Genomic DNA, 19,108 nt, shown 5'->3' on the forward strand with positions numbered 1-19,108 from the left:
GCCGAACCACGGCGACCTTGTCGCGGCTGAAATAGGGTTCCGCCAAGTGATGAACCTTACTGGGATGGTGCTTCCCACGTAATTTCCCCCCGGTAAATGCTCGGACGCACCGGCACCCCCGGAGATTAACATCTCTTCCATGAGCGCCGGTTTTGTTACAGGAAGATCGGTTCCTGCCGTTGGGGGATGTATGGCACATTCTAGGATATAAGTGCTTCCAGACGCTCTTTTTGCATAAAGTGATGGCGGTAATGCATCTCCACTAGCTGGAACCACTCAAGCCCGTTTAACGGCCCGAACCGGGGGTGGGGGCAAGCAGCAGGACCCGGGTTTGCAGCCAGCAGAGGCTCCAGCTCACGCATTGTGCTGATCACAGCCCGGAGACCGCTGCTGATCTGCTCTTTGCTCTCCGGCTGGAGCGGGGTATACTCCTTGGAAGGCGGCACGTGGATAGCCACAGGCGGAAAGCTGCCTGCGGCAAATACATTTGCTCCCGCCTCACTCTTCTCAGCTCCGGTAAAGCTTAGTTTGTTGGAATTGCAGCAGGTCTCTGCATTGCGAAGGTGCATATAAAGCGCGGAATTGATCAGGTGCATGTACATTTGCCCTATCGACCATTGAGCCTCCTCAGGCTTGCGGGTAAGCTGCTCCATAGTAAATCTCTCAAGACTCTGCAGATATACATCAGCGGTTTCTTCGAAGCGCTGCAGGATTTCTTTTGTGTTCATGATTAAGCAACTCCTTTGGTTAAGTTCTGTTGCCAGTATAAAAAAACGCTACTGACAGCATTATGTCAGTAGCGTTTTAGCATCTTTTTAGCTTCGGCCTGCACATACTGCCTGAGAGAGTCCGGCTCCAGCACTACCGCACCGCTCCCCCAGCCCAGCACCCAATGCTGCACCTCCTCCAGTTGACGTACCCTGAGTGTCACAAGCACTCCATCCGCTTGCTCCTCATACTGCTCCATGTAAAAATATTGCTGCTCCTTCACCTTTGCACTCAGCGCATAATCAAACCATATCTTCACATGCATCTGCCGGTCATCTTTGGGTATGTATGCCTCCAGCCGGAAATTGTGCGGAATGTCAAAGGTCTGGTCCAAAAGCTGAAGCGTGCGTATCCTGCTCAGGAGAAAATGACGCAGCCCATGCCGCAAATGACAGTAAGCAACCAGCATCCAATTACCAGACACAAAAACCAAGCCGTAGGGATCAATTTCCCTGGCCTTTGGAGAGTTATTGACGGTGGAATCGGCTTGTTCAGCAGTGCCAGGGCCGGGAGCGCCCGGCTTGCAGTATACCATGGTGAGGCTGCGCTGCTCCCGAATCGCCTGACGCAGCAGCGCAAAGTTGGCTGCATTTGTATCATTGAGCCTGCGCCGTTTAGGGGTAATCAGCCGCACACCGGCACGGATCTGCTCTGATTCACGCTGTACCGGCTCTGGCAGCACAGCCTCGATTTTACCCCGCGCTGCTGCTGCACTATCCCTAAATTCGGCATCGAACTGCTGCTCTACAAAATCACTGCCGATCAGCAGGCTGACCGCTTCCCCGGCAGTAAAGCTAACCGGAGGCAAGAAATACCCGTCCATCAGCCAATAACCTTGTCCAGGCGCGCCCACTACAGGAACCCCGGCTTCACTTAGCGCCTGCACATCCCGATAAATGGTCCGCACACTCGTTTCAAAGGTTTCGGCCAAATCCTCCGCCCTCTGTCTTCCCTTCCGTTGTAGCTCCAGGACAATCGCCAGCAGGCGATCCGTCTTATTCATAGCGGACTGCTCCTTTATTCTCCAAATCCATTTATCTATTCATTATGTTAACGGAATGGACAAAGCTTGCGCAACCATTTGATGAATTGCCGCCTTTGGCTCAGTTCTTACGCCAAGCCCAATACATGCACCAGCATAAATCCCAGCAAGGATAGCAGCACTGAACCGATAAGCCCGGCAAAAAATGGCCTTTTACCCATTCTGCCAAAGGTTCTCATATCCACGCCAAGCCCCATTCCCGCCATTGCCATGCCGAGTAATAAATAAGCGAGTACGATCATATCCGCAGTGATATCCGCCGGGAGGATGCCCAATGTGTTAATGCCGCTCATCAAAAGAAACCCCAAAATGAACCAGGGAACCGGAAGCTTGCTCCACTCGACCCGTTTTCCGCCCTTCCTGCCGCTTTCTTCCACAGCCTTATCTGCACTTCGGCGCCCCTGTCTGCGCTCCCGGTATCTTTCCCAGCTTCCTAATAGAATTGCTACGGGAACAAGCAGCGCCACGCGGGTCAGCTTCACTATCACTGCCAAATCAGCAGCAGCTTTTCCGGCTGGCGCAGCCGCAGCAATCACGTGAGCCACTTCATGAAGTGTACCTCCCGCAAAGATGCCGTAGCCAGCCGGGCTAAGACCCAGAAACGGATAAATCACTGTATAGATCAGCGTAAAAATCGTGCCTAGAATCGCCACCGTTGCTGCACCCACAACCGTCTCATTGTCCGTCGCCTTGATTTGCGGGGCAATCGCCGCTACCGCTGCCGCACCGCAAATTGCTGTTCCGCAGGCGGTCAGCAGGCTGAGCCTTCTATCTATCTTCAGCCATTTCGCCAATCCATAGACAGTGAACAAGGTGAAAATAATATTGATTGCGGCAATGGCGAATACCTTGGGACCTGCCGCTGTTATGTCATACAGGTTCAGACGCATCCCGAGCAGAATGATCCCGGCGCGCAGCAAGCTTTTACCCGAGAACTGGATACCTGCCATCGCCTTCTGCGGCACAGCAATCACTGCTCTCACCGCCATGCCCAGCAGAATCGCCAGCACCAGTTGTCCCATAATGCTTAAGAACGGCAGCAGGGCTAAAAATTTGGCCGCAACAGCAATCACAAGCGTAACCGCGATTCCCTGGATAAACCCTCCATGTCTAAATGTACTGTGATACAGCTTGTGTACGTGATTCATTCACTATCCCCTCCGTCTGCCGCACGTGGCGGCTAACTCTCCATAGCTTCACTATAAGAGCGCCGGACGGGGAAGTGAAATATGCCTTTGCTATTTGTATCATTACAAATACTTATGATTAACGGGATCATGTGTGTTACAGTAGGAACTACAATAGGGAACAAGCCTGAAAACTCGCAGAAAAATGAGGTATTGTTATGATTGTCGATGCATTGAGGGTGTTTGTAACGGTGGTGGAGCAAAGCCATTTCTCCAAAGCCGGCGAGCTGCTGAACCTGTCACAGCCGGGGGTCAGTCTGCATATCCGCAATTTGGAGAATGAATTGGGAACGAAGCTGCTGCACCGCTCCCCCAAACAGGTGCGCATGACAGAAGCCGGAACAATTCTCTATCGACATGCCAAGCAGATTCTCTCCCATTATGAAGAGGCGGACAGAGAGATTAGGCTGCTCCAGCACGAAGTCACGGGAAACCTCCATATCGGGGCCAGCTTCACCATCGGAGAGTACATTCTGCCTGTTAGACTTGCTGAATTTGCCAAGCAATATCCGCAAGTCAATCTTCAGGTAACGATTGGAAATACCGAGGAAATCATTGCGTCTGTAAGAGCGAATATACTGGATGTCGGCTTTATTGAAGGGGAGACCGAAGATACAGACCTGACGATCATTCCCTACATGAAGGACGAAATGATCGTTATCGCTCCTGCCGGGCATCCCCTTGCGAACAACATCTTGGTCGAGAGTGCTATGCTCCAGGATCAGACATGGGTGCTGCGGGAGCATGGCTCCGGCACCCGTGCCTTCAGTGATCATTTTTTGGAGGCGTCGGGCCTTTCCGTCAAACGTACCTATGTGTTCAACAGCAGTCAAGGTGTTAAGGAAGCGGTCTCTGCCGGTCTGGGACTGGGCATGGTGTCCAGATGGATTGTGCGCAAGGAACTGGCCAGCGGTGAAATCAGCGAGCTGCGGCTACGGCGGAGACTCCTTGAACGGGAGTTCCTGATTATCCGGCACAAGGACAATCCGGCAGGTATGGCGGTTAGTATGTTCGTGCAGAAGCTGCTTGAGCTGCAGAAGACGTAGGCGGACAACACCGCATTCCCTCAATCACATTATTTATAAGGGATTTCCTTGAGTGATTGCACTTTCTGCAATAGAATGCTCATTATTTCGCGACAAATGGGATTCTGCTGTATTTCGTACAGTAGACCTCTCAATTTCAGGGCAAAAGCACCTTATCCACTGGATTCTGCTGCACAGAGTACAATACATTCTGTTTTTCGATGGATATAGGGGGCATCTGCTGTAAAAAGTGCAGCAGACATTGCCGCAAATTTCGCGGCACTTCAGACGATGAAATTTCACAGTAAGCACTCAATTTGGATTCGCCAAATTCGAGGCTTTCATAACCATGTACTCTGTTCGGACATGGTTATTTCAGAATAGAATGCATCTCCCACTTGAATTAAGCACACAGTACCTCATGTGAACCAGCCGTTTCCGTCCACTTCACCGTTGCTCACTCTCCAACTATTTCCCCAGGTACCCCACTCCCCCGCACAGGTCGAATCGCAATTACACCTGCCGGGGGCACGTCGAGGGCGTATACTCCACTTCTCCACGCCGCCGTATACTCCGCGCTTACAGCCCCCTGGCAATCGCAGATGCGCAGCTCCAGCTCTCCCGGGTCACGGTCCAGCTCCAGCACCAGACGGGTGAGCAGCGTGCCGTTCACTATAAGAACGAGCTCCGGCAAATCCCCTGTTAAGGGAACCACAGCATCCTGATAGGCTGCCAATACCCACTTCTGCGGCGTGCGGGCGATGACCAGAGGATACAGCAGCTCAGGGTGATGCGGCTCAAGGCGGCCGTCCAGCAGCACATCACGGTGCTCGCGCCAGAAGGACAACCAGAAGGACAGCATTGTAAAATGCGCCTGTGGCAGATTCCCCAGCCGGACAGAAACTTGCGGAACGGAGAACAGCACGTTAATGAACTGCAGGGCGGCGTTTGCCGCAGTCTCCCCGGGATTCCACATCAGCATGTCGGAATGGGCCGCCGTTGCACCGCAGATCAGCCGGATATCCATTGTCTTGATCCGGTTCTGCAGGGCATCGTTCGGGCAATCGCCGGCCCGGAACATATTGCCGTATTTGCGCATCAGCGGACCGGTGTAATTCTGGCGGAATTCGATCAGAATATCCGGCTTCAGCCGCCGCAGACGGGAAATGATTCCGCTGAGCAGCAAATCCACCGCTTCCGGTACGGAATCCGTGTCCCGCCCCCCGCCGTTCAGCGCAGATGTCCCTCTAGGAATATAAAAGCTGTCTACGAAATCAAGCTTAAAGCCATCCAGATCCCAATCCAGCAAAGCCCGCTCATATAGAGCCGTCAAATACTCACGCACCTCAGAAAACCGCGGATCTGCAACCCCCGCGCCAAACTCCCCGCTGTAATACAGCAATTTATCCTCAAAACGCTGCCATGCTTCGCTATGCTTGCCGATGAACGGAACTGCGTACCACAGCAAGTACTTCATCCCAAGCCCGTGGACCCTGGCAACATGGGCTTTCATATCCGGTATTTTATCAGGGCTGTTTCTCCAGTCCCCGCAATACGCATAACCCCTGGCCTCATCCGAGGTCTGCCAGCCATCATCCACAATCACTGCCTTGCAGCCCAGCTCCGCCGCTAATCTGCACTCAGCCTCCACCGCTTCCGGCTCAAGCTGCTGATGAAAGCTATACCAGGTCGAGTACATCGGCTCTCTGGCTGCTTCCGGCACCGGGGATGGCTCACAGCCTGCAAGCCCCGCCCACCAATCACCCATCCCTTCCAGCGCTTCATAGTAAGGAATACTGCGGGAATCCAGCCGCAAAATAGCCGTATAATGCGCCACCGGAGGGCTTGGCTCGGCAAAAAACGTAACCGAACAATGAAAGCTGGCCGTTTCTTCATGAAGGCCCGCATGCAGCTCCAGGGGCTGCAAAACATCGGAGCAGGCAAAGGTCAACACATTGTTGGCCCGGTTACCGTACAGGCCTACGACCGGAGCGGCGGAAGTGGCTCTGGAGGAGAAGCCTTGCCACCAATCGGGAATCAGCCCACGGCTGCGCTCCACCGCCGGGTGCCACAAGCCCTGGACGTCCACCGCTGCATAGCTCCAGCTCAGTGAAAACCTGGGAGGAGCTGCCGGAGCCAGCGCTTGCAGGTCAAGGCGCACATAGTGAACGCCATTTTCCCCATTGTTATTAACTGCACAAAGTGAAGCTTCAAAGCTGCCTGTTTGACCTTCCAATCTGATTTCACAGCAATCGGTAATTAAGGTCTTCAATCGGGTCCTTGGCTCCTTTACTGCGGATGCTTCTGCCTGCCTATGAATTCAGGCCCGCTACATCCGGCAGGGAATAATGATCTGTATACAGGTGCCTATGCCGGAACGGCTGGCAATCGTTACCCCAAAGCCATTGCCGCCGTGCAGCTTGATCCGGGAATCGACGTTGCGGATGCCGTATCCGATCCGGGGGCCTTCCGGAGCAAGAATCTGCCGGATAGTGTCCGCGTTCATGCCTACGCCGTTATCAATGATTTTGAACACTATCTCGTTCTCCCGCTTCTTCACCACCAGTCGGATGCCCAGCGTAGCCCCGAACCAGGCATGCTCCAGCGCATTTTCAATCATCGGCTGCAAAATCAGCTTGACCGTCGTATACTCCAGCACCCCGGAGTCAATATCATAATAGACCGCCAGCCGGTCGCTATACTTGATGCACTGAATGGCAATATAGGCTTTGGCATGTTCGATTTCTTTGCCGACGGTAGTTAAGATTTCTCCCCGGTTCAAGGAGAGGCGGTAAAATTTGGCCAGCTCCTGCACAAGAATATGCAGCTTCTCTATATCTCCGAATTGGGCCAGGCGGTTGATGGAGGAGAGGGTATTGTAGAGGAAATGGGGGTTGATCTGCGCTTGCAGCGATTCCAGCTCCGCTTCTTTTTTCTGGAGATCGGCGACATAGCTTTTATGAATCAAATCTTCCATATTGCTGCCCATCCGGTTAAAGGCGGTGGCGATTTGCGCCAGCTCATCATTGCCTTTGAAGCGGATTCTCTGGTGAAAGTCCCCGTCGTGAAAAGCATTCAGCGAGTCCACGATTTTCTGAATCCGCCGCGAGAAATAACCGGACACCCCAATTCCCAGGCAAGCGAGCACGAAGGCACTCCCCAGACTGACGAGCAGAGTCATCCGGCGAACTTCATTAGCGCTCTCATCGAACAGGCTGTTCGGGATATAGGCTTGCAATTGCCACCCGAGTCCATGCAGCGGCTCACTTAGCAGCAGCCGGCCCGCAGCCAGCTTTGCGGTATCAATATGTCCTGCTTCACCATCCGGCGATGACGCCAGAACGACTCTCCCGCCTTGGTCGAGTATTAAGAGCGTGCTGTACTCCCCGATTTTGCGGTAATCTACGGAATCCAGCAGATCGCGAATCTGCACGGTCACCCGGACGAGCCCGATCTCCTGTCCCCGCTGGACATCATCGAGCTTCTGCAGCAGCGAAATATTTCCATCCTCCTTATCCTGCGCAACCTGCTGCCACCGGCTGAGACCCGGCAGGGTTCCCGTAACCCACAGCATACGGTACCAATCGACATCCTCAATCCTCTGTAGATGATAGATCTCATACCGTTTGGTCGAGAGCAGCGGATTCTGCTCCTCATCTTTATAGAAAATTTCCGGAAAGCTGTCGTTCCTGAGATACAGCGAAAGACCAATATTGCTGGCTGTATAATTGAGCAGATTTTCAAGCGTCGGCATCAGAGTTTTCGTCATCGTCTCATAGCTGTACCAGCCTTGATCATAGCGCCGCAATGCATTTTGCAGACTGTAGTTGTAGTACAGCATATTTGAAATCCGTTCGATATCATCGGTGCGGTAACGGATATTGTCGCGCATTTGCCGCAGTGTGCCTTGAATATTCTCCCGTGTTTTCTCTTTGAGAGAGCTTACGGAATGCGCATAGGCGAACAGTCCTACCGTCAGTACAGCAACCAGCAGACACAGCACGTAGGGCAGAATCAGCTTGTATCCGAAAGGAATGTTCAATATGCGCCGCATCTTACAAATGTCTCCTGTAGTCGCCCGGGCTGACGCCGTAATACTCCTTGAACTGCTTGCTGAAATGGGAAAGGTTCTTGTACCCTACCCGGTTGGCTGCTTCATAGACCTTCAGCTTAGGATCGCCAAGCAATTGCTTGACCCGCTCCAGCCGCCGCAGACTGACATAGTCCGAGAAATAAACCCCGGTCTCTTCATAGAAAATCTGTCCCAGATGATTGGGTGAAAAGGAAAAATGGTTCGCCGCATCCCGCAGCATGACATTATGCTCCAGACGCTCCTCGATGTACTTCTCAATCTCAGCGACAAGCTTGCGTTTCTTGCCCTGCCGCTTGCGCTGAAGCCGCTCGGATAGCTCGAACATCCGGCGGCGGAGCCAGGATTTCATATCCTCAATCGTCTCCAGATGATAGAGAATGCTCAGGTGCTTCTTTTCCAGTCCCAGCAGCGCATAGAAATCCTCATTGATCGTATGCAGATAAGCGTCCAGCTTGGAGACAATGTGCAGAAACAACTGATATATCTCAAGCTTGGTCTCCATATTTCCTACCCACACGAACAGCTCTTCATTACAGTCGTCCACATCCACCAGCCGGTAAGAGGACATAGCTGCAAATAAGGCCTGGAGGATGCTGTCCAGATCCTTGGCTTTGGCTGAGATCGGCCCTCTGGCGTCGGAGTGGAGAATAAGCTTGCCTTTGCCCAGGAACAGCTTCAGTCCAAGCGCATGTTTCGCCTTCTCAAAAGAGTCCGGCAGCTCCCTGAGACCCGTCACAGCAGGTCCAACCCCGATGGTCACCGTGAGCGGCATTCCGCTTACCGCCTGTTCAATCAGTCTGCGCAGCCGTCCGCTGTCCACATTCTCCTCCAGAATCAGCGCATAGTGGAACCGCTCCGTTCTACAGGCCTGAATCCGTTCCTCGGCGCAAAAAAGCTCGACGGCTGTCTCCAGCCGGTTCTCCATCTCCGCCTTGGCCCCATCTCCGTAGCCATTCAGCTTCCAGGACAAATCATCCGGCTCCAGCAGCGCTGTGTACAGCCGGGTTGTCCGCCAGGTAATGCCGACCCGCTTCAGCAGCGACAGCACTCTTGCCTCATCCGGCATCCCATCCAGAAGCTGGAGGAACAGCTCTCTTTTGACAAGCGGCTCCGATTCCGAGAAGCAGCGCTGCAAATGCGAGTGCTCCCCTTCCCGGTCCAGGGTCTCCCGCACCTCTACCAGCGTCCGCCGCATATCCTCATCGTCCATTGGCTTCAGAACATAGCCGGAGGCGTTCATGGAAATCGCCTGCTTGGCATACTGGAAGTCCTCATAGCCGCTCACAAAAATAATTTTCAGCTTCGGGTGCAGCTCAAGAGCTCTCCGGGCAAGCTCCATCCCTGACATAATCGGCATTCTGATATCCGTGACAATAATATCCACAGCCTGGGCTTCCAGCACCTTCAGCGCTTCAAAGCCGCTGCTCGCGGCTGCGCACACCTCCATGCCGAGACCGTCCCAGTCCATGAATCGCTCGAGACCCTCCAGATCCAGCAGCTCATCGTCTACCAGCAGCACCTTGTACATCCTATCCCATCCTTCGAACTCAGACTTCAGCCGCTCGAATTCGCCATCAAAATTACATTTTATAGTAAAATGGGGGTACACTTGGCTACAGTATACCCCACACATAGACCCCGCTCTAGCTTTATTTCATCTTGCTGAGGTTGTTTTGCCATTTTTCCGTCTGGAATTTGAGCAGCTTCTCATATCCTGCGCGTTTCGCATCCTCATTGGCTTTGCTCAAGAGGCTGCTGACCTCCTCATCACTTTTTGCATACAGTGCTTTGGCAAAGACCTCCTGGTAAATATCGTTCACAGCCGTTGCAATGGTTCCCTCCTCAGAGTCAGGGAGCGGGTCCAGATTTACGAACTCCGTAAAGTTCTTGGAAGTCTTCCAGGTGACCTTCTGCTGGGCCAGTGTCGTCCAGTTTTGTTTGTCCGGCGGGAGCTGCGCATCCATCTTGGCTTTGGTATGGTCAATGAAAGTGGTATTGCCCACCCAGTTGAAGCGGCCGATTCTTTCTTTGTCCTTGTCACTCTGCGGCGTATTCAGCCCTTGTTCATTCAGGATCGGCACGCCGTCCGCATCGGTTTTATCCCAGTACAGACCCTGGCGTCCGAAATTCAGAATACGCTGGCCTTGATCACTTGTAACCCAATCCAGATAGGAGAATATAGCTTCCGGGTCCTTCGCGTTTTTCGTGATTACAAGCACATTCCAGCCCAATGAGTTGTAATTGTTCGGCGTAATCTTGCCGGCATCAAGACCAGCCTTATGAATCGGCCAGATGATGTCGTAGCCTGATTCGGGATCGGCTGCGCGCAGCGCACTGTCAGCCCCCCGGCCCGGGTTCACGACATCTCCGTCCACGTAGACGGCCACCCGGCCTGTTTTGAGCTTCTCGGTGATCTGGTCGCCGGTCTGCGTGAACAGGTCCTGGGTAATCAGCTTCTCGCGGAACAGCTTGCTGGCGAACTGCATATTCTGGGTGAACACCTGATCCTCAAAAATAGATTGCAGCGTATTGCCAACCGGATTGGCTTTGGGCAGATAAGGCTTATTCTCGGCAAAACCGCCGTACATCGTATCTATTCCCCGGCCCTTGGCCCCGACCTCAAGCGGAACCACATCGCTGTATTTCCCCTTCACCAGCTTCAGGTAGGCATAAAGCTCATCGAAGGTTTCCAGCTTCGGCGACCCCAGCTCCTTATAAATCTTCCGGTTAATGATCCAGCCGCCGTTGCCGTTCGGGCTTGACGTGTACCAGTTCGGGAACTGGTACAGCTTGCCGTCCTCGGAGCGGAGCATGTTCAGCGTTGCGTCTCCGGCATTTTTTTTCAAATTGGGGTAACGGTCCAGATAATCATCCAGGGGAACCAGCAGGCCGGGCTGCCGCAGGCGCTCCACATTGGCTCCCCGGTCCATCATAATGAGATCCGGCAGACTGCCTGAGGCAATCATTGTGCTGAATTTGGTCTCCGCAGCGCCACTGGATTGAACCGGCGTCATTGTAACCTTCAGGGTGTCTGCGATCCAGCTTGTCGTGGAATCCCTGCCCCACTCTTCCGTGGTATCCCAATCGTAATTGCTATAATAAGTGAAGGCGACCGGCTTCACAGTACTTCCAATAGCTGGTGATGCGGCATCTGCAGTTGCACTGGCAGCAGCAGTCTCCGTAGCGGCAGGTTCCTTGGCAGGTTTCGCGGTTGGAGCCGCAGCATTATTTCCTCCCCCGCAACCGGCCATCAGCAGCACCGTGCACAGCACACCCGTCAGCAGTGAAAAACGTTTAGTAGACTTCAAATGAGTAACCCCTCTCTAATGTTCACTTGGTGCGGCCTGCTTTCAGGCCTTTATAAGCCTCTTGCTTCAGGGTTCCTCCTACTCCTTGAGCGAACCAATCAGCACACCTTTTACAAAATACTTCTGCAGAAACGGATAGACCATAATAATCGGCAGCGTGGCTACCATTGTAGTGGCCATAATCAGCGATTTGCTCGTTACCGATTGCACCAGCGCCAGCCGGTCCTGAGCCGCCGCATTGCTCCCTATTGCCTGCTGTAGCTGATCTGTTACGATATTGGAGTTGAGGATTTGCTTGAGCAGGGTCTGGATGGGAATCAGATCGGGGTTGTTAATATAAATGCTGGCTGAGAACCAATCATTCCAATGGCCGACAGCCGTAAACAGTGACAAGGTAGCCACGACAGGCCCGGAGATCGGTAAAATGATGCGCAGCAGCACCCCAATGTGGTTGCAGCCGTCAATCCGCGCCGATTCGACCAGACCTGCCGGCAGCCCCACAAAGAAAGTCCGGAAGATGATCATGTTATACACACTGACTAATCCGGGAATAACAAGCACCCAGAACGTATCCAGCATGCCCAGCTCGCGCAGCAGCAGGAAGCTTGGAATCAGCCCGCCGCTGAAATACATCGTAATGATGCAGAACACCATGTAAAATTTGCGTCCCATCAACTCCTGCCGGGATAAGCCATATGCCAAAATAGCCGTAAACATCACCGACAGCGTAGTCCCCACAATGGTGCGCAGGATAGAGATCAGGAAGGCGTGGCCGATCCGGCTGTCCCGGAACACCACCTCATAATTATCCAGCGTTAGACTGCGCGGCCAGAACGTGATCCCTCCAAGTGCGGTATCGGAGCCGACATTGAAGGAAATCACCAGGGAATTCCAAAAGGGGTACAGGGTGATGAAGCCCAGCAGCAGCAGAAATGTATAGATACATGCGTGCAGTATTTTGTCTCCCGAAGACAGCCTCAACATAACCTGTTCCCCGCTTCCCCTGTCACAATTAGAGTAGCTGTCTGTTTGCTTACCATAGGCTTGAGCCCATTTTTCTCGCTGCCTTGTTAGCCAGAGCTAACAGGCCGATACTGACAACTGCCTTGAATAATCCCGCTGCCGCTGCGTAGGAGAACCGGTTGTTCAGAATCCCCATCCGGTAGACATAGGTGTCGATGACATCGGACACATCCCGCAGAATCGGATTGGTTGCCAGAATGAGAATATCCTCAAAGCCGGCATTCAGAATATTGCCCACGGCCAGAATCATGAAGATGTTAATGACCGGCCGGATGCAGGGCAGCGTGATTAGCTGAATCTGCTTAAAGCGCCCTGCTCCATCAATGGAAGCGGCTTCATAGAGATGCGGGTCAATGCCGGCAATGGCTGCCAGATAGACAATAGCTGCGAAGCCCATCTCTTTCCAAACACCCGTTCCAACAAGGATACCCCAAAAGTATTCCGGCACCGACAGGAAGCTGATCGGCTCAGTCGTGAGATGCAGGCTCATCAGCAGCATGTTAACGCTTCCATTATCAGTCGAAAGCATGGAGCCGACGAATCCGCCCACGATCACCCACGAGAGAAAATGCGGTAAATAGCTGACCGTCTGGATAATCCTTTTGAACAGTATATGCCGCACTTCATTGAGCAGCAGCGCCAGCAGAATCGGAGCCGGAAAACCAATGCACAGCTTCAGCAGACTGATGACAATCGTGTTGCGCATGACCGTCCAGAAGTCCGGCGAATTGAAGAATGCCTCAAAGTGCTTCAGCCCGACCCAGGGACTGTGCAAGAAACCGCCAAACAACTGATAATCCTGAAACGCCATCAGCACCCCGTACATCGGCAAGTAGCTGAACACAAAGACGAACAGCAGCGCCGGCACGACCATTAGCTGAATATCCCATTGCCTGATCCACCTGGACCACCCGGTGGCCTGTTTTCCTTTCGCCCGAGTGATGAGCTTTCGTTGGATTTCCACGTCTGTCATCCTTCCTGTTTCTTTGCTCTACATCTTCATCTTATGCAGATCGGGAAGGAGCCACTAGTACCGTGGTCAACGAAAAATGTGGTCCAGCAATGAAGCGTGTATTGCGTCTGTTAAGCCGGGTACCACGGCACCCGGAAAACAACAACCGGTCTACTCCCCCGAAACCGTAAGCTTGATGGCCTTCACATCGTCGATATACAGCGTTCCGCTGCCCAGGGACCCGCTGCCCTGCGCCACATAGAAGGCGAATTCCTTAATGGAGCCCAGATCTATAACCCCATTGCCGCCGGTAGACCAGCCGGGGCGGGCAAAACCAGTGAAGGGAATGGTCACAAGCACTGGCGTTGTCCCTTCAATCTTGATGCTGGCTTCCCATACCTCGCCGTTCGTCTCATGAAATTGAACCGCAAGCTGCCGGTTCGAGCCATCCGGCTGCAGCCAGAACGATATGGCCTCCATGCCCGGCCATTCCTTGCCCATGCTGCGGTAGACTCCGGCATAGCCGGGATTGCCGACGGTATAATCCAGCTTCAGCCCGTAAGTGCCGCTGTTCAGATGGTACGTGTCCAGAGTTACCGTCGCGGCATTCCCGGAGACATTGCGCTGCCATTTGGAGCGCAGGCTTCCATCCGAACCGCCGTATGCTTCAAAATCATCAATGCTATAGCTGTCCACTGGCGGAGGAATGAAGGGGCCGTTGCCTGTCTCGCCGTTACTCAGCGCACGCGGATCACTGTATAATGCCTGAATGCTGCTGATTGAGTTTTTATCCGTCAAATACTCTGCCCATGTCATGAAATACACATAACGCGGCTGCTTCTCCCGCAGCATCTGCATATCCGGCAGCTCCCCATTCTCCCCAATGGCTATGGGCCGCCCGCCGCTGAGCTGCACAAGCTTGTTATAATACGTGTCGCGGTAATCGTTGTTGTAGATATCCATAGCCAGCACATCCACATACTCATGGCCGGGATAATACGGGGCCGAATCATACGCCCAGGAGCTTTCCGCATTCGGATTCCATACCCAGATCAGATTATCCAGCCCATGGAGATAGGTGAAGCGGTCGTACATATTCCTCCACATCTGCTTGAACAGCTCCGGCCGCGCACCCCACCAGAAAAATTCAGCATTCATCTCATGATAAGGCCGCCATAGTACTGGAATTCCCTCGTCCTTAAGCTGTTCCAGGTATCCGGCAACCTCGTCCACCTGAGCGGCCCACTGATTGTACAGCGCTGTACCCGGGGTCACAATATCCGTCATCTGCGCCTCCGTCACATCCCCCGTGACACTCTCCCAGCCGGAGGTATTCGGGTCCATCGGCCGGATTTGGTGATACGTCAGCGTCACCATCGTGCCCGCTTGGCCTTTCGCTATCGCTTCATCAATCATGGCCTGCCGCATTGTGCTCATATCCCCGCCTGTATAGTAGGCGAAATCCGAACCCCATAATGCCGGATAATATCCGGTCAGCTCTGCTGCCGTCTCATACCACTGCGCAGGATGCTCGTAATAATTATGCTGGCCCGTATAGACGGCACTCCCCACTGTGGCATACAGGCGGTCCAGCAGAGCTGCCGCTTCTGCCGACGCATTTGGATTAACCGGAGACATGGTCCCGGTTGTTACCTGAAGCGAACTTGCAGCAGAGACAGCAGTTCCTTCACTGACGGCCTGTACCGCTATATCGTATAGACTTTGAGGTGACAGGCCCTCCAGCTTGTAGGCGTATTGCGACTGGCCCGGAACATGTGGAACCGTCAGGCTGCTCCATTCGGCTGCGGAGGTTTTTTTATATAGCAGCTTATACGCTTTTACGCCAAAAGGTCCTGTTGAAGCGACCCATGCCAATTGTGCAGATACACCATCCACAGCGCCCACCGCAAACCCCGTTGGCACACCCGGCGAAAGATCTGCCGGCAGCTCAGGCATTTCCCCGATAAACAGTTGATCCATGAACATATCTCCGCCGCTTGAATTACCTGCATGAAGCTTCAGGTATACCGCATCAGTTACCGTCTGAATCTGCTGCTCCGAACGCGACCATGCCGCTGTACGGTTAGTATAGAGCGGATTTGAAGCGGTAGAGCCTCCCCCATAAACGTCGAGGGTTACCGTGAAGGTACCCGGTGTACTGGTATTGAATCTGCTCCAATACGAGACGAGATAGGAAGTATCGCCTTGAGCGGGTATCTCGGCTGTTGTCAGCGCAGAATGGTTCTGCAGTTGCACCGCATATTGCCCCGAATAAGGATCATAGGTTGTGGTCTGCACCGTCCCTGTGCTCAGCGATGGAGCCACGACTCCGGTTTCGAAATCTCCGTTCAGAATTAGATTCGCTCCCGGGGTAGCTTCCAGCTCCATGACAGCATCTGAGGAATTACCGGCGGTATCCTTCGCCCGCAGCATAATGGCATACACAGAGAACGGATCGAGGTTGTTCAAAGTATAGGTGTACTCTGTAACGTTCGCCTGCTGAGGAATTGCTACTGTACTCCAATCCGGGGCATCCGCCCTTTTGTAGGACAACTGGTAGGCTTCGACACCCATGTCATCCGTGGACTCTGCCCAGACTAGCTTCAGCGAGTCCGGTTCATGCACGGTCTGCCATTTCCCCGGAGTGCTAGGACGTTCAATATCCACATTCTCCCGGATCACAGCATCATCAATGTAATAATCCTTGCTGGTGCTGTTCCAGAAGGAGAGCCGGACATACTGCACACCGGGACCCGGCGTGTAGAGCAGTTGCCGGTACTCCCAGGCGGTAGAACCCGAGAAGTGAAGCTGCTCCTTCGTCTGTGTAGGGCCAAAAGCATCCATATCTATGACAGCATTCGTGACGCCGGTCCCGGCGAATTTGACCCACAATCCGACACGATAGGTTTTACCTTCCTGCACGGCTACTGAGGCTGATGCGCCTCCAGTATTCCGTTTAACCTGGAGGCTTTTTGCTCCCCCATGCTTCTCGGTGGCAGTGACCACCGGACTGCCCCACTTCTCCCACCCCGTATCCCCGGCTTCAAAACCGGGATTGCTGAGCAGATTCTCGCCAGCCGCCCTGGACACGGCTGGCGGCACAACAAGCGATGCGATCAACAGTACTGCAGCGAGCCAACCCTGGAACCATTGCTTACCCGTTCGTGGAACCATTTTTATCAGGCCTCCATTGGGATTTAGCCGGTGGAATTACGATGATAACATCGTCCGGCACCTCCAATGTAAGCGTTTACTATAATAATCAACAAGGTACAGCAGCAACGAAAAGTGTGCTGCAGCAATGATGTCCTGCTTTTATGAAAGATTTGTGTTTTTGTCTATGCTTTGTCTATGATCGTGGAATGAAAAGCCCCGTTCCCGCAAGATACACCAAGCAGTCCTTTGCCCCCGCTATCGAGAGTTATTCCTTTCCAGCGGACCGCGCCGAGTGTTGTCTGATTCCATGCCTCCCAGTGGACGCCGCCATCCCGGCTGCTCACCACCTGTGAGTCCGTCCCGTTCACCACCATCGGCTCACTGGCAAGGATCAGCAGATCTTCGCCATGTTCCCCGGTACCCACGGATAATGCCGAAACATTGAAAATTTCTCCTTCAGCAGCCGGGTACAGCTTGCTCCAGCTCTGGCCGTCATCGCTGCTGCACCATAAGCCTTCCGATATAAAGCCGGCATATAGTTTACCGGGACGATTGAGGGAGTAAGCCACAGCATTCAATACAGAAGCGGGACCGCTTTGCTGGAACGGAAGTCCTTCGCCGATGGATTCCCAGGTATCTCCACCATCAGGAGATTGCCAGATGCCCTCGGTCCATTCGCCCGCCAGAATCCGGCCTTCCCCGAAGGGGCTTGCCGCCAGCAATTGATTGGCTCCGCAAGCATTCTTGACCTGATAGACGACTACGGACAGCAGCTCGGATTCAATCCAGCGCTTCTGATGCGGCAGTTCCACTATATAAGTAGGCGGACGGAATGCCGTTTGCCGCCAGGACGCTCCTCCATCCACGGAACGGTAGATTCCGGCACCTGATGCGACTGGCCCGTCAATATAGGCATAGAAGATGCCGGAGCGCACGCCGTCTTCCCGCAAAGCCTGAACGAACAGTCCCCGGCCCAAGGTCAGCACTTCGCTGGCGCTTTTCCCATCGTCATTGCTGGCGGCAATACATGCTGTCCGGCCCCGGCCAACGAGCCCGTACAGATAGCGCCGATGGTCATCTCTCGCGATAACAATGGCTGTGCTGCCCGAATAATCGGGCAGTCCCGGCAGATCGCGGAAGCTTCGCCCTCCATCCTCTGTTACCTTGGGCGGGTGGTCCGCCATCGTGACACAGAACTTGCCCGGCTGCTGGGGAGCCGCGATTACAGCCTCCATGCAAGTGGTTTCCAGCCCCCGGAAATGCCCTGCCTGCCACGTCCTGCCGCCATCCTCACTAACGGCTACTCCGTACCAATTGGTCAGATAGAGGCGATCTTCCGTGAAACGGTCTACAATGATTTTGGAGATGGCCCAACCCGTTGCGAAAGCCCGCGACCCTCCACCGAAATGGTCCATGTACGCAGGAAAACCGCTCAAATCCTCATCCTTATGCTGCTGAAGCAGCTCCCATTGTTCGCCGCCGTCACCGGATACATACAGCGGAACCGGCGGAACATCCCGCATCTGCGGCCGCAAATCCGGGGCGGTGTAGCATCTCTGCGGCTGATGGAGGTCCCGGATGATGGTGCCGTATCTCTGTTCACCCGGGAGCAGTCCGGTCATGGCGGGCTGCCAGGTCCGCCCGCCATCCTCGCTGCTGCGGATACCCTTCCAGATGCAGGCGGCCATTAGGCGCTGCGGATTCCGGCAGTCAAACGACAGCTCGGCAAAGCTGGGGCCTTCATGCAGCAGCATCCAAGATTCGCCGTGATCGCTGCTGGCATACAATCTGCCTCTTTTGCCCCTGGGGTGATCCTGAAGCAGTCCAAGCACGCCTTCTTCTCCCACCTCGGCATAGTCCATGTTCAAATCGTCATCGCTTATTGTTCCTGCATACAGCACTCCGGGAATGCCGGGATGGAAAACAACACAGCCGAACCGCTCCTCCGGCAGCGGCGTCTGCTTCCAGGTCTCCCCTTCATCCCGGCTTATCCATAAGCCGCCAGTATAACCCCCGGCGGCTACAATCCGCTGGTCGCAAGGATCTGCGGCGATGACCTCGCCGTACATCCTTGTCGGCCCGTTGCCATAGAAGCCCATACCCGTGCAGACTTCCCGCCAGCTATGCCCGCCATCGGCGGATTTGTGTACTGAGCCGTAGAATTTACGGCTTCTCACCTCCCCGGAGCAGCGGAACAGCACCTCCGGGTTATGCGGGCTAATGGCAAAGCTCTGGACCTGGTGGTGATATGCATGGGTCAGCCCCCCGTTCCGGGTTGCCCAGCTAAAGCCCCCGTCAGAGCTGCAGAAGATCCCCGCCACATCACAGCGGGCATATAACACTCCGCTTCGAGACGGATGCTGAATCAGTCCCGTAATATAACCGCCACCGCCCAGCGAAGCCGGGGACCAGGCATGCACCGTATTGTAACCGTTAAGCATGACGATTCACTCCTCCCGTTATCACTCTCTATAAGCTTACCTTCAAGCAGCAGAACCGTGCATCCCTGTGAGCAACGAATTCTGCCGCCAAGCAAAGAAGGTTGAATAGCTTG

Annotated in this window: 12 protein-coding genes; 1 reads left to right on the forward strand and 11 read right to left on the reverse strand. The window is 54.0% G+C overall.

The window, feature by feature from the left end; translation table 11 throughout:
* Positions 1 to 200: 200 nt before the first annotated feature.
* The 3 genes from B212_RS0112535 to B212_RS0112545 all read right to left on the reverse strand — a co-directional run bounded on the left by B212_RS0112535 (position 201) and on the right by B212_RS0112545 (position 2,958).
* Positions 201 to 728 carry a DinB family protein gene (locus B212_RS0112535; RefSeq protein ID WP_019911142.1) on the reverse strand — a complete coding sequence of 176 codons (528 nt, stop codon included), beginning with the start codon at positions 726 to 728 and terminating at the stop codon, positions 201 to 203.
* A gap of 65 nt (positions 729 to 793) precedes the next feature.
* Positions 794 to 1,771, reverse strand: coding sequence for a helix-turn-helix transcriptional regulator (locus B212_RS0112540; RefSeq protein WP_019911143.1), 978 nt, complete (start codon positions 1,769 to 1,771; stop codon positions 794 to 796).
* 107 nt (positions 1,772 to 1,878) lie between these two features.
* A complete protein-coding gene (locus B212_RS0112545; protein ID WP_019911144.1) occupies positions 1,879 to 2,958 on the reverse strand; it encodes a YeiH family protein in 1,080 nt (359 codons plus the stop codon).
* 197 nt (positions 2,959 to 3,155) lie between these two features.
* Here B212_RS0112545 and B212_RS0112550 point away from each other — a divergent pair, with 197 nt between their 5' ends.
* Positions 3,156 to 4,043: a LysR family transcriptional regulator gene (locus B212_RS0112550; protein WP_019911145.1), complete on the forward strand. Its 888-nt coding sequence runs from the start codon at positions 3,156 to 3,158 to the stop codon at positions 4,041 to 4,043.
* A gap of 436 nt (positions 4,044 to 4,479) precedes the next feature.
* Here the strand turns inward: B212_RS0112550 and B212_RS0112555 are convergent, their stop codons facing one another.
* From B212_RS0112555 to B212_RS0112590, 8 genes are all read right to left on the reverse strand, one after another.
* Positions 4,480 to 6,294, reverse strand: a complete 1,815-nt coding sequence (locus B212_RS0112555) for a glycoside hydrolase family 36 protein (protein ID WP_019911146.1) — start codon at positions 6,292 to 6,294, stop codon at positions 4,480 to 4,482.
* 57 nt (positions 6,295 to 6,351) lie between these two features.
* Complete coding sequence (locus B212_RS0112560) at positions 6,352 to 8,076, reverse strand: cache domain-containing sensor histidine kinase (protein ID WP_019911147.1); 1,725 nt, start codon at positions 8,074 to 8,076, stop codon at positions 6,352 to 6,354.
* Between the two features lies 1 nt (position 8,077).
* Positions 8,078 to 9,643: a response regulator gene (locus B212_RS0112565; protein WP_019911148.1), complete on the reverse strand. Its 1,566-nt coding sequence runs from the start codon at positions 9,641 to 9,643 to the stop codon at positions 8,078 to 8,080.
* 121 nt (positions 9,644 to 9,764) lie between these two features.
* Positions 9,765 to 11,366, reverse strand: coding sequence for an extracellular solute-binding protein (locus B212_RS0112570; protein ID WP_051128286.1), 1,602 nt, complete (start codon positions 11,364 to 11,366; stop codon positions 9,765 to 9,767).
* A 135-nt stretch (positions 11,367 to 11,501) separates the two neighbouring features.
* Positions 11,502 to 12,407 carry a carbohydrate ABC transporter permease gene (locus B212_RS0112575; protein ID WP_019911150.1) on the reverse strand — a complete coding sequence of 302 codons (906 nt, stop codon included), beginning with the start codon at positions 12,405 to 12,407 and terminating at the stop codon, positions 11,502 to 11,504.
* Between the two features lie 49 nt (positions 12,408 to 12,456).
* Positions 12,457 to 13,320 carry an ABC transporter permease subunit gene (locus tag B212_RS0112580; protein ID WP_019911151.1) on the reverse strand — a complete coding sequence of 288 codons (864 nt, stop codon included), beginning with the start codon at positions 13,318 to 13,320 and terminating at the stop codon, positions 12,457 to 12,459.
* A gap of 249 nt (positions 13,321 to 13,569) precedes the next feature.
* On the reverse strand, positions 13,570 to 16,572 hold the full coding sequence (locus tag B212_RS33145) for a glycosyl hydrolase (protein ID WP_019911152.1): 3,003 nt from the start codon (positions 16,570 to 16,572) through the stop codon (positions 13,570 to 13,572).
* A gap of 164 nt (positions 16,573 to 16,736) precedes the next feature.
* The gene (locus B212_RS0112590; RefSeq protein WP_019911153.1) at positions 16,737 to 18,995 is read right to left on the reverse strand and encodes a WD40/YVTN/BNR-like repeat-containing protein; all 2,259 of its coding nucleotides are present in this window, start codon (positions 18,993 to 18,995) and stop codon (positions 16,737 to 16,739) included.
* Between the last annotated feature and the right edge of the window lie 113 nt (positions 18,996 to 19,108).

Source organism: Paenibacillus sp. HW567, from assembly GCF_000374185.1.
Lineage (GTDB): Bacteria > Bacillota > Bacilli > Paenibacillales > Paenibacillaceae > Paenibacillus_AQ.

What these genes read in the sequence shown, in the direction of transcription:
- B212_RS0112565 (WP_019911148.1), bottom strand. Translation starts at nt 9,643, where the DNA reads ATGTACAAGGTGCTGCTGGTAGACGATGAGCTGCTGGATCTGGAGGGT.
- B212_RS0112550 (WP_019911145.1), top strand. Translation starts at nt 3,156, where the DNA reads ATGATTGTCGATGCATTGAGGGTGTTTGTAACGGTGGTGGAGCAAAGC.
- B212_RS0112590 (WP_019911153.1), bottom strand. Translation starts at nt 18,995, where the DNA reads ATGCTTAACGGTTACAATACGGTGCATGCCTGGTCCCCGGCTTCGCTG.
- B212_RS0112545 (WP_019911144.1), bottom strand. Translation starts at nt 2,958, where the DNA reads ATGAATCACGTACACAAGCTGTATCACAGTACATTTAGACATGGAGGG.
- B212_RS0112535 (WP_019911142.1), bottom strand. Translation starts at nt 728, where the DNA reads ATGAACACAAAAGAAATCCTGCAGCGCTTCGAAGAAACCGCTGATGTA.
- B212_RS0112580 (WP_019911151.1), bottom strand. Translation starts at nt 13,320, where the DNA reads ATGGTCGTGCCGGCGCTGCTGTTCGTCTTTGTGTTCAGCTACTTGCCG.
- B212_RS33145 (WP_019911152.1), bottom strand. Translation starts at nt 16,572, where the DNA reads ATGGTTCCACGAACGGGTAAGCAATGGTTCCAGGGTTGGCTCGCTGCA.
- B212_RS0112560 (WP_019911147.1), bottom strand. Translation starts at nt 8,076, where the DNA reads ATGCGGCGCATATTGAACATTCCTTTCGGATACAAGCTGATTCTGCCC.
- B212_RS0112540 (WP_019911143.1), bottom strand. Translation starts at nt 1,771, where the DNA reads ATGAATAAGACGGATCGCCTGCTGGCGATTGTCCTGGAGCTACAACGG.
- B212_RS0112575 (WP_019911150.1), bottom strand. Translation starts at nt 12,407, where the DNA reads ATGTTGAGGCTGTCTTCGGGAGACAAAATACTGCACGCATGTATCTAT.
- B212_RS0112570 (WP_051128286.1), bottom strand. Translation starts at nt 11,366, where the DNA reads ATGGCCGGTTGCGGGGGAGGAAATAATGCTGCGGCTCCAACCGCGAAA.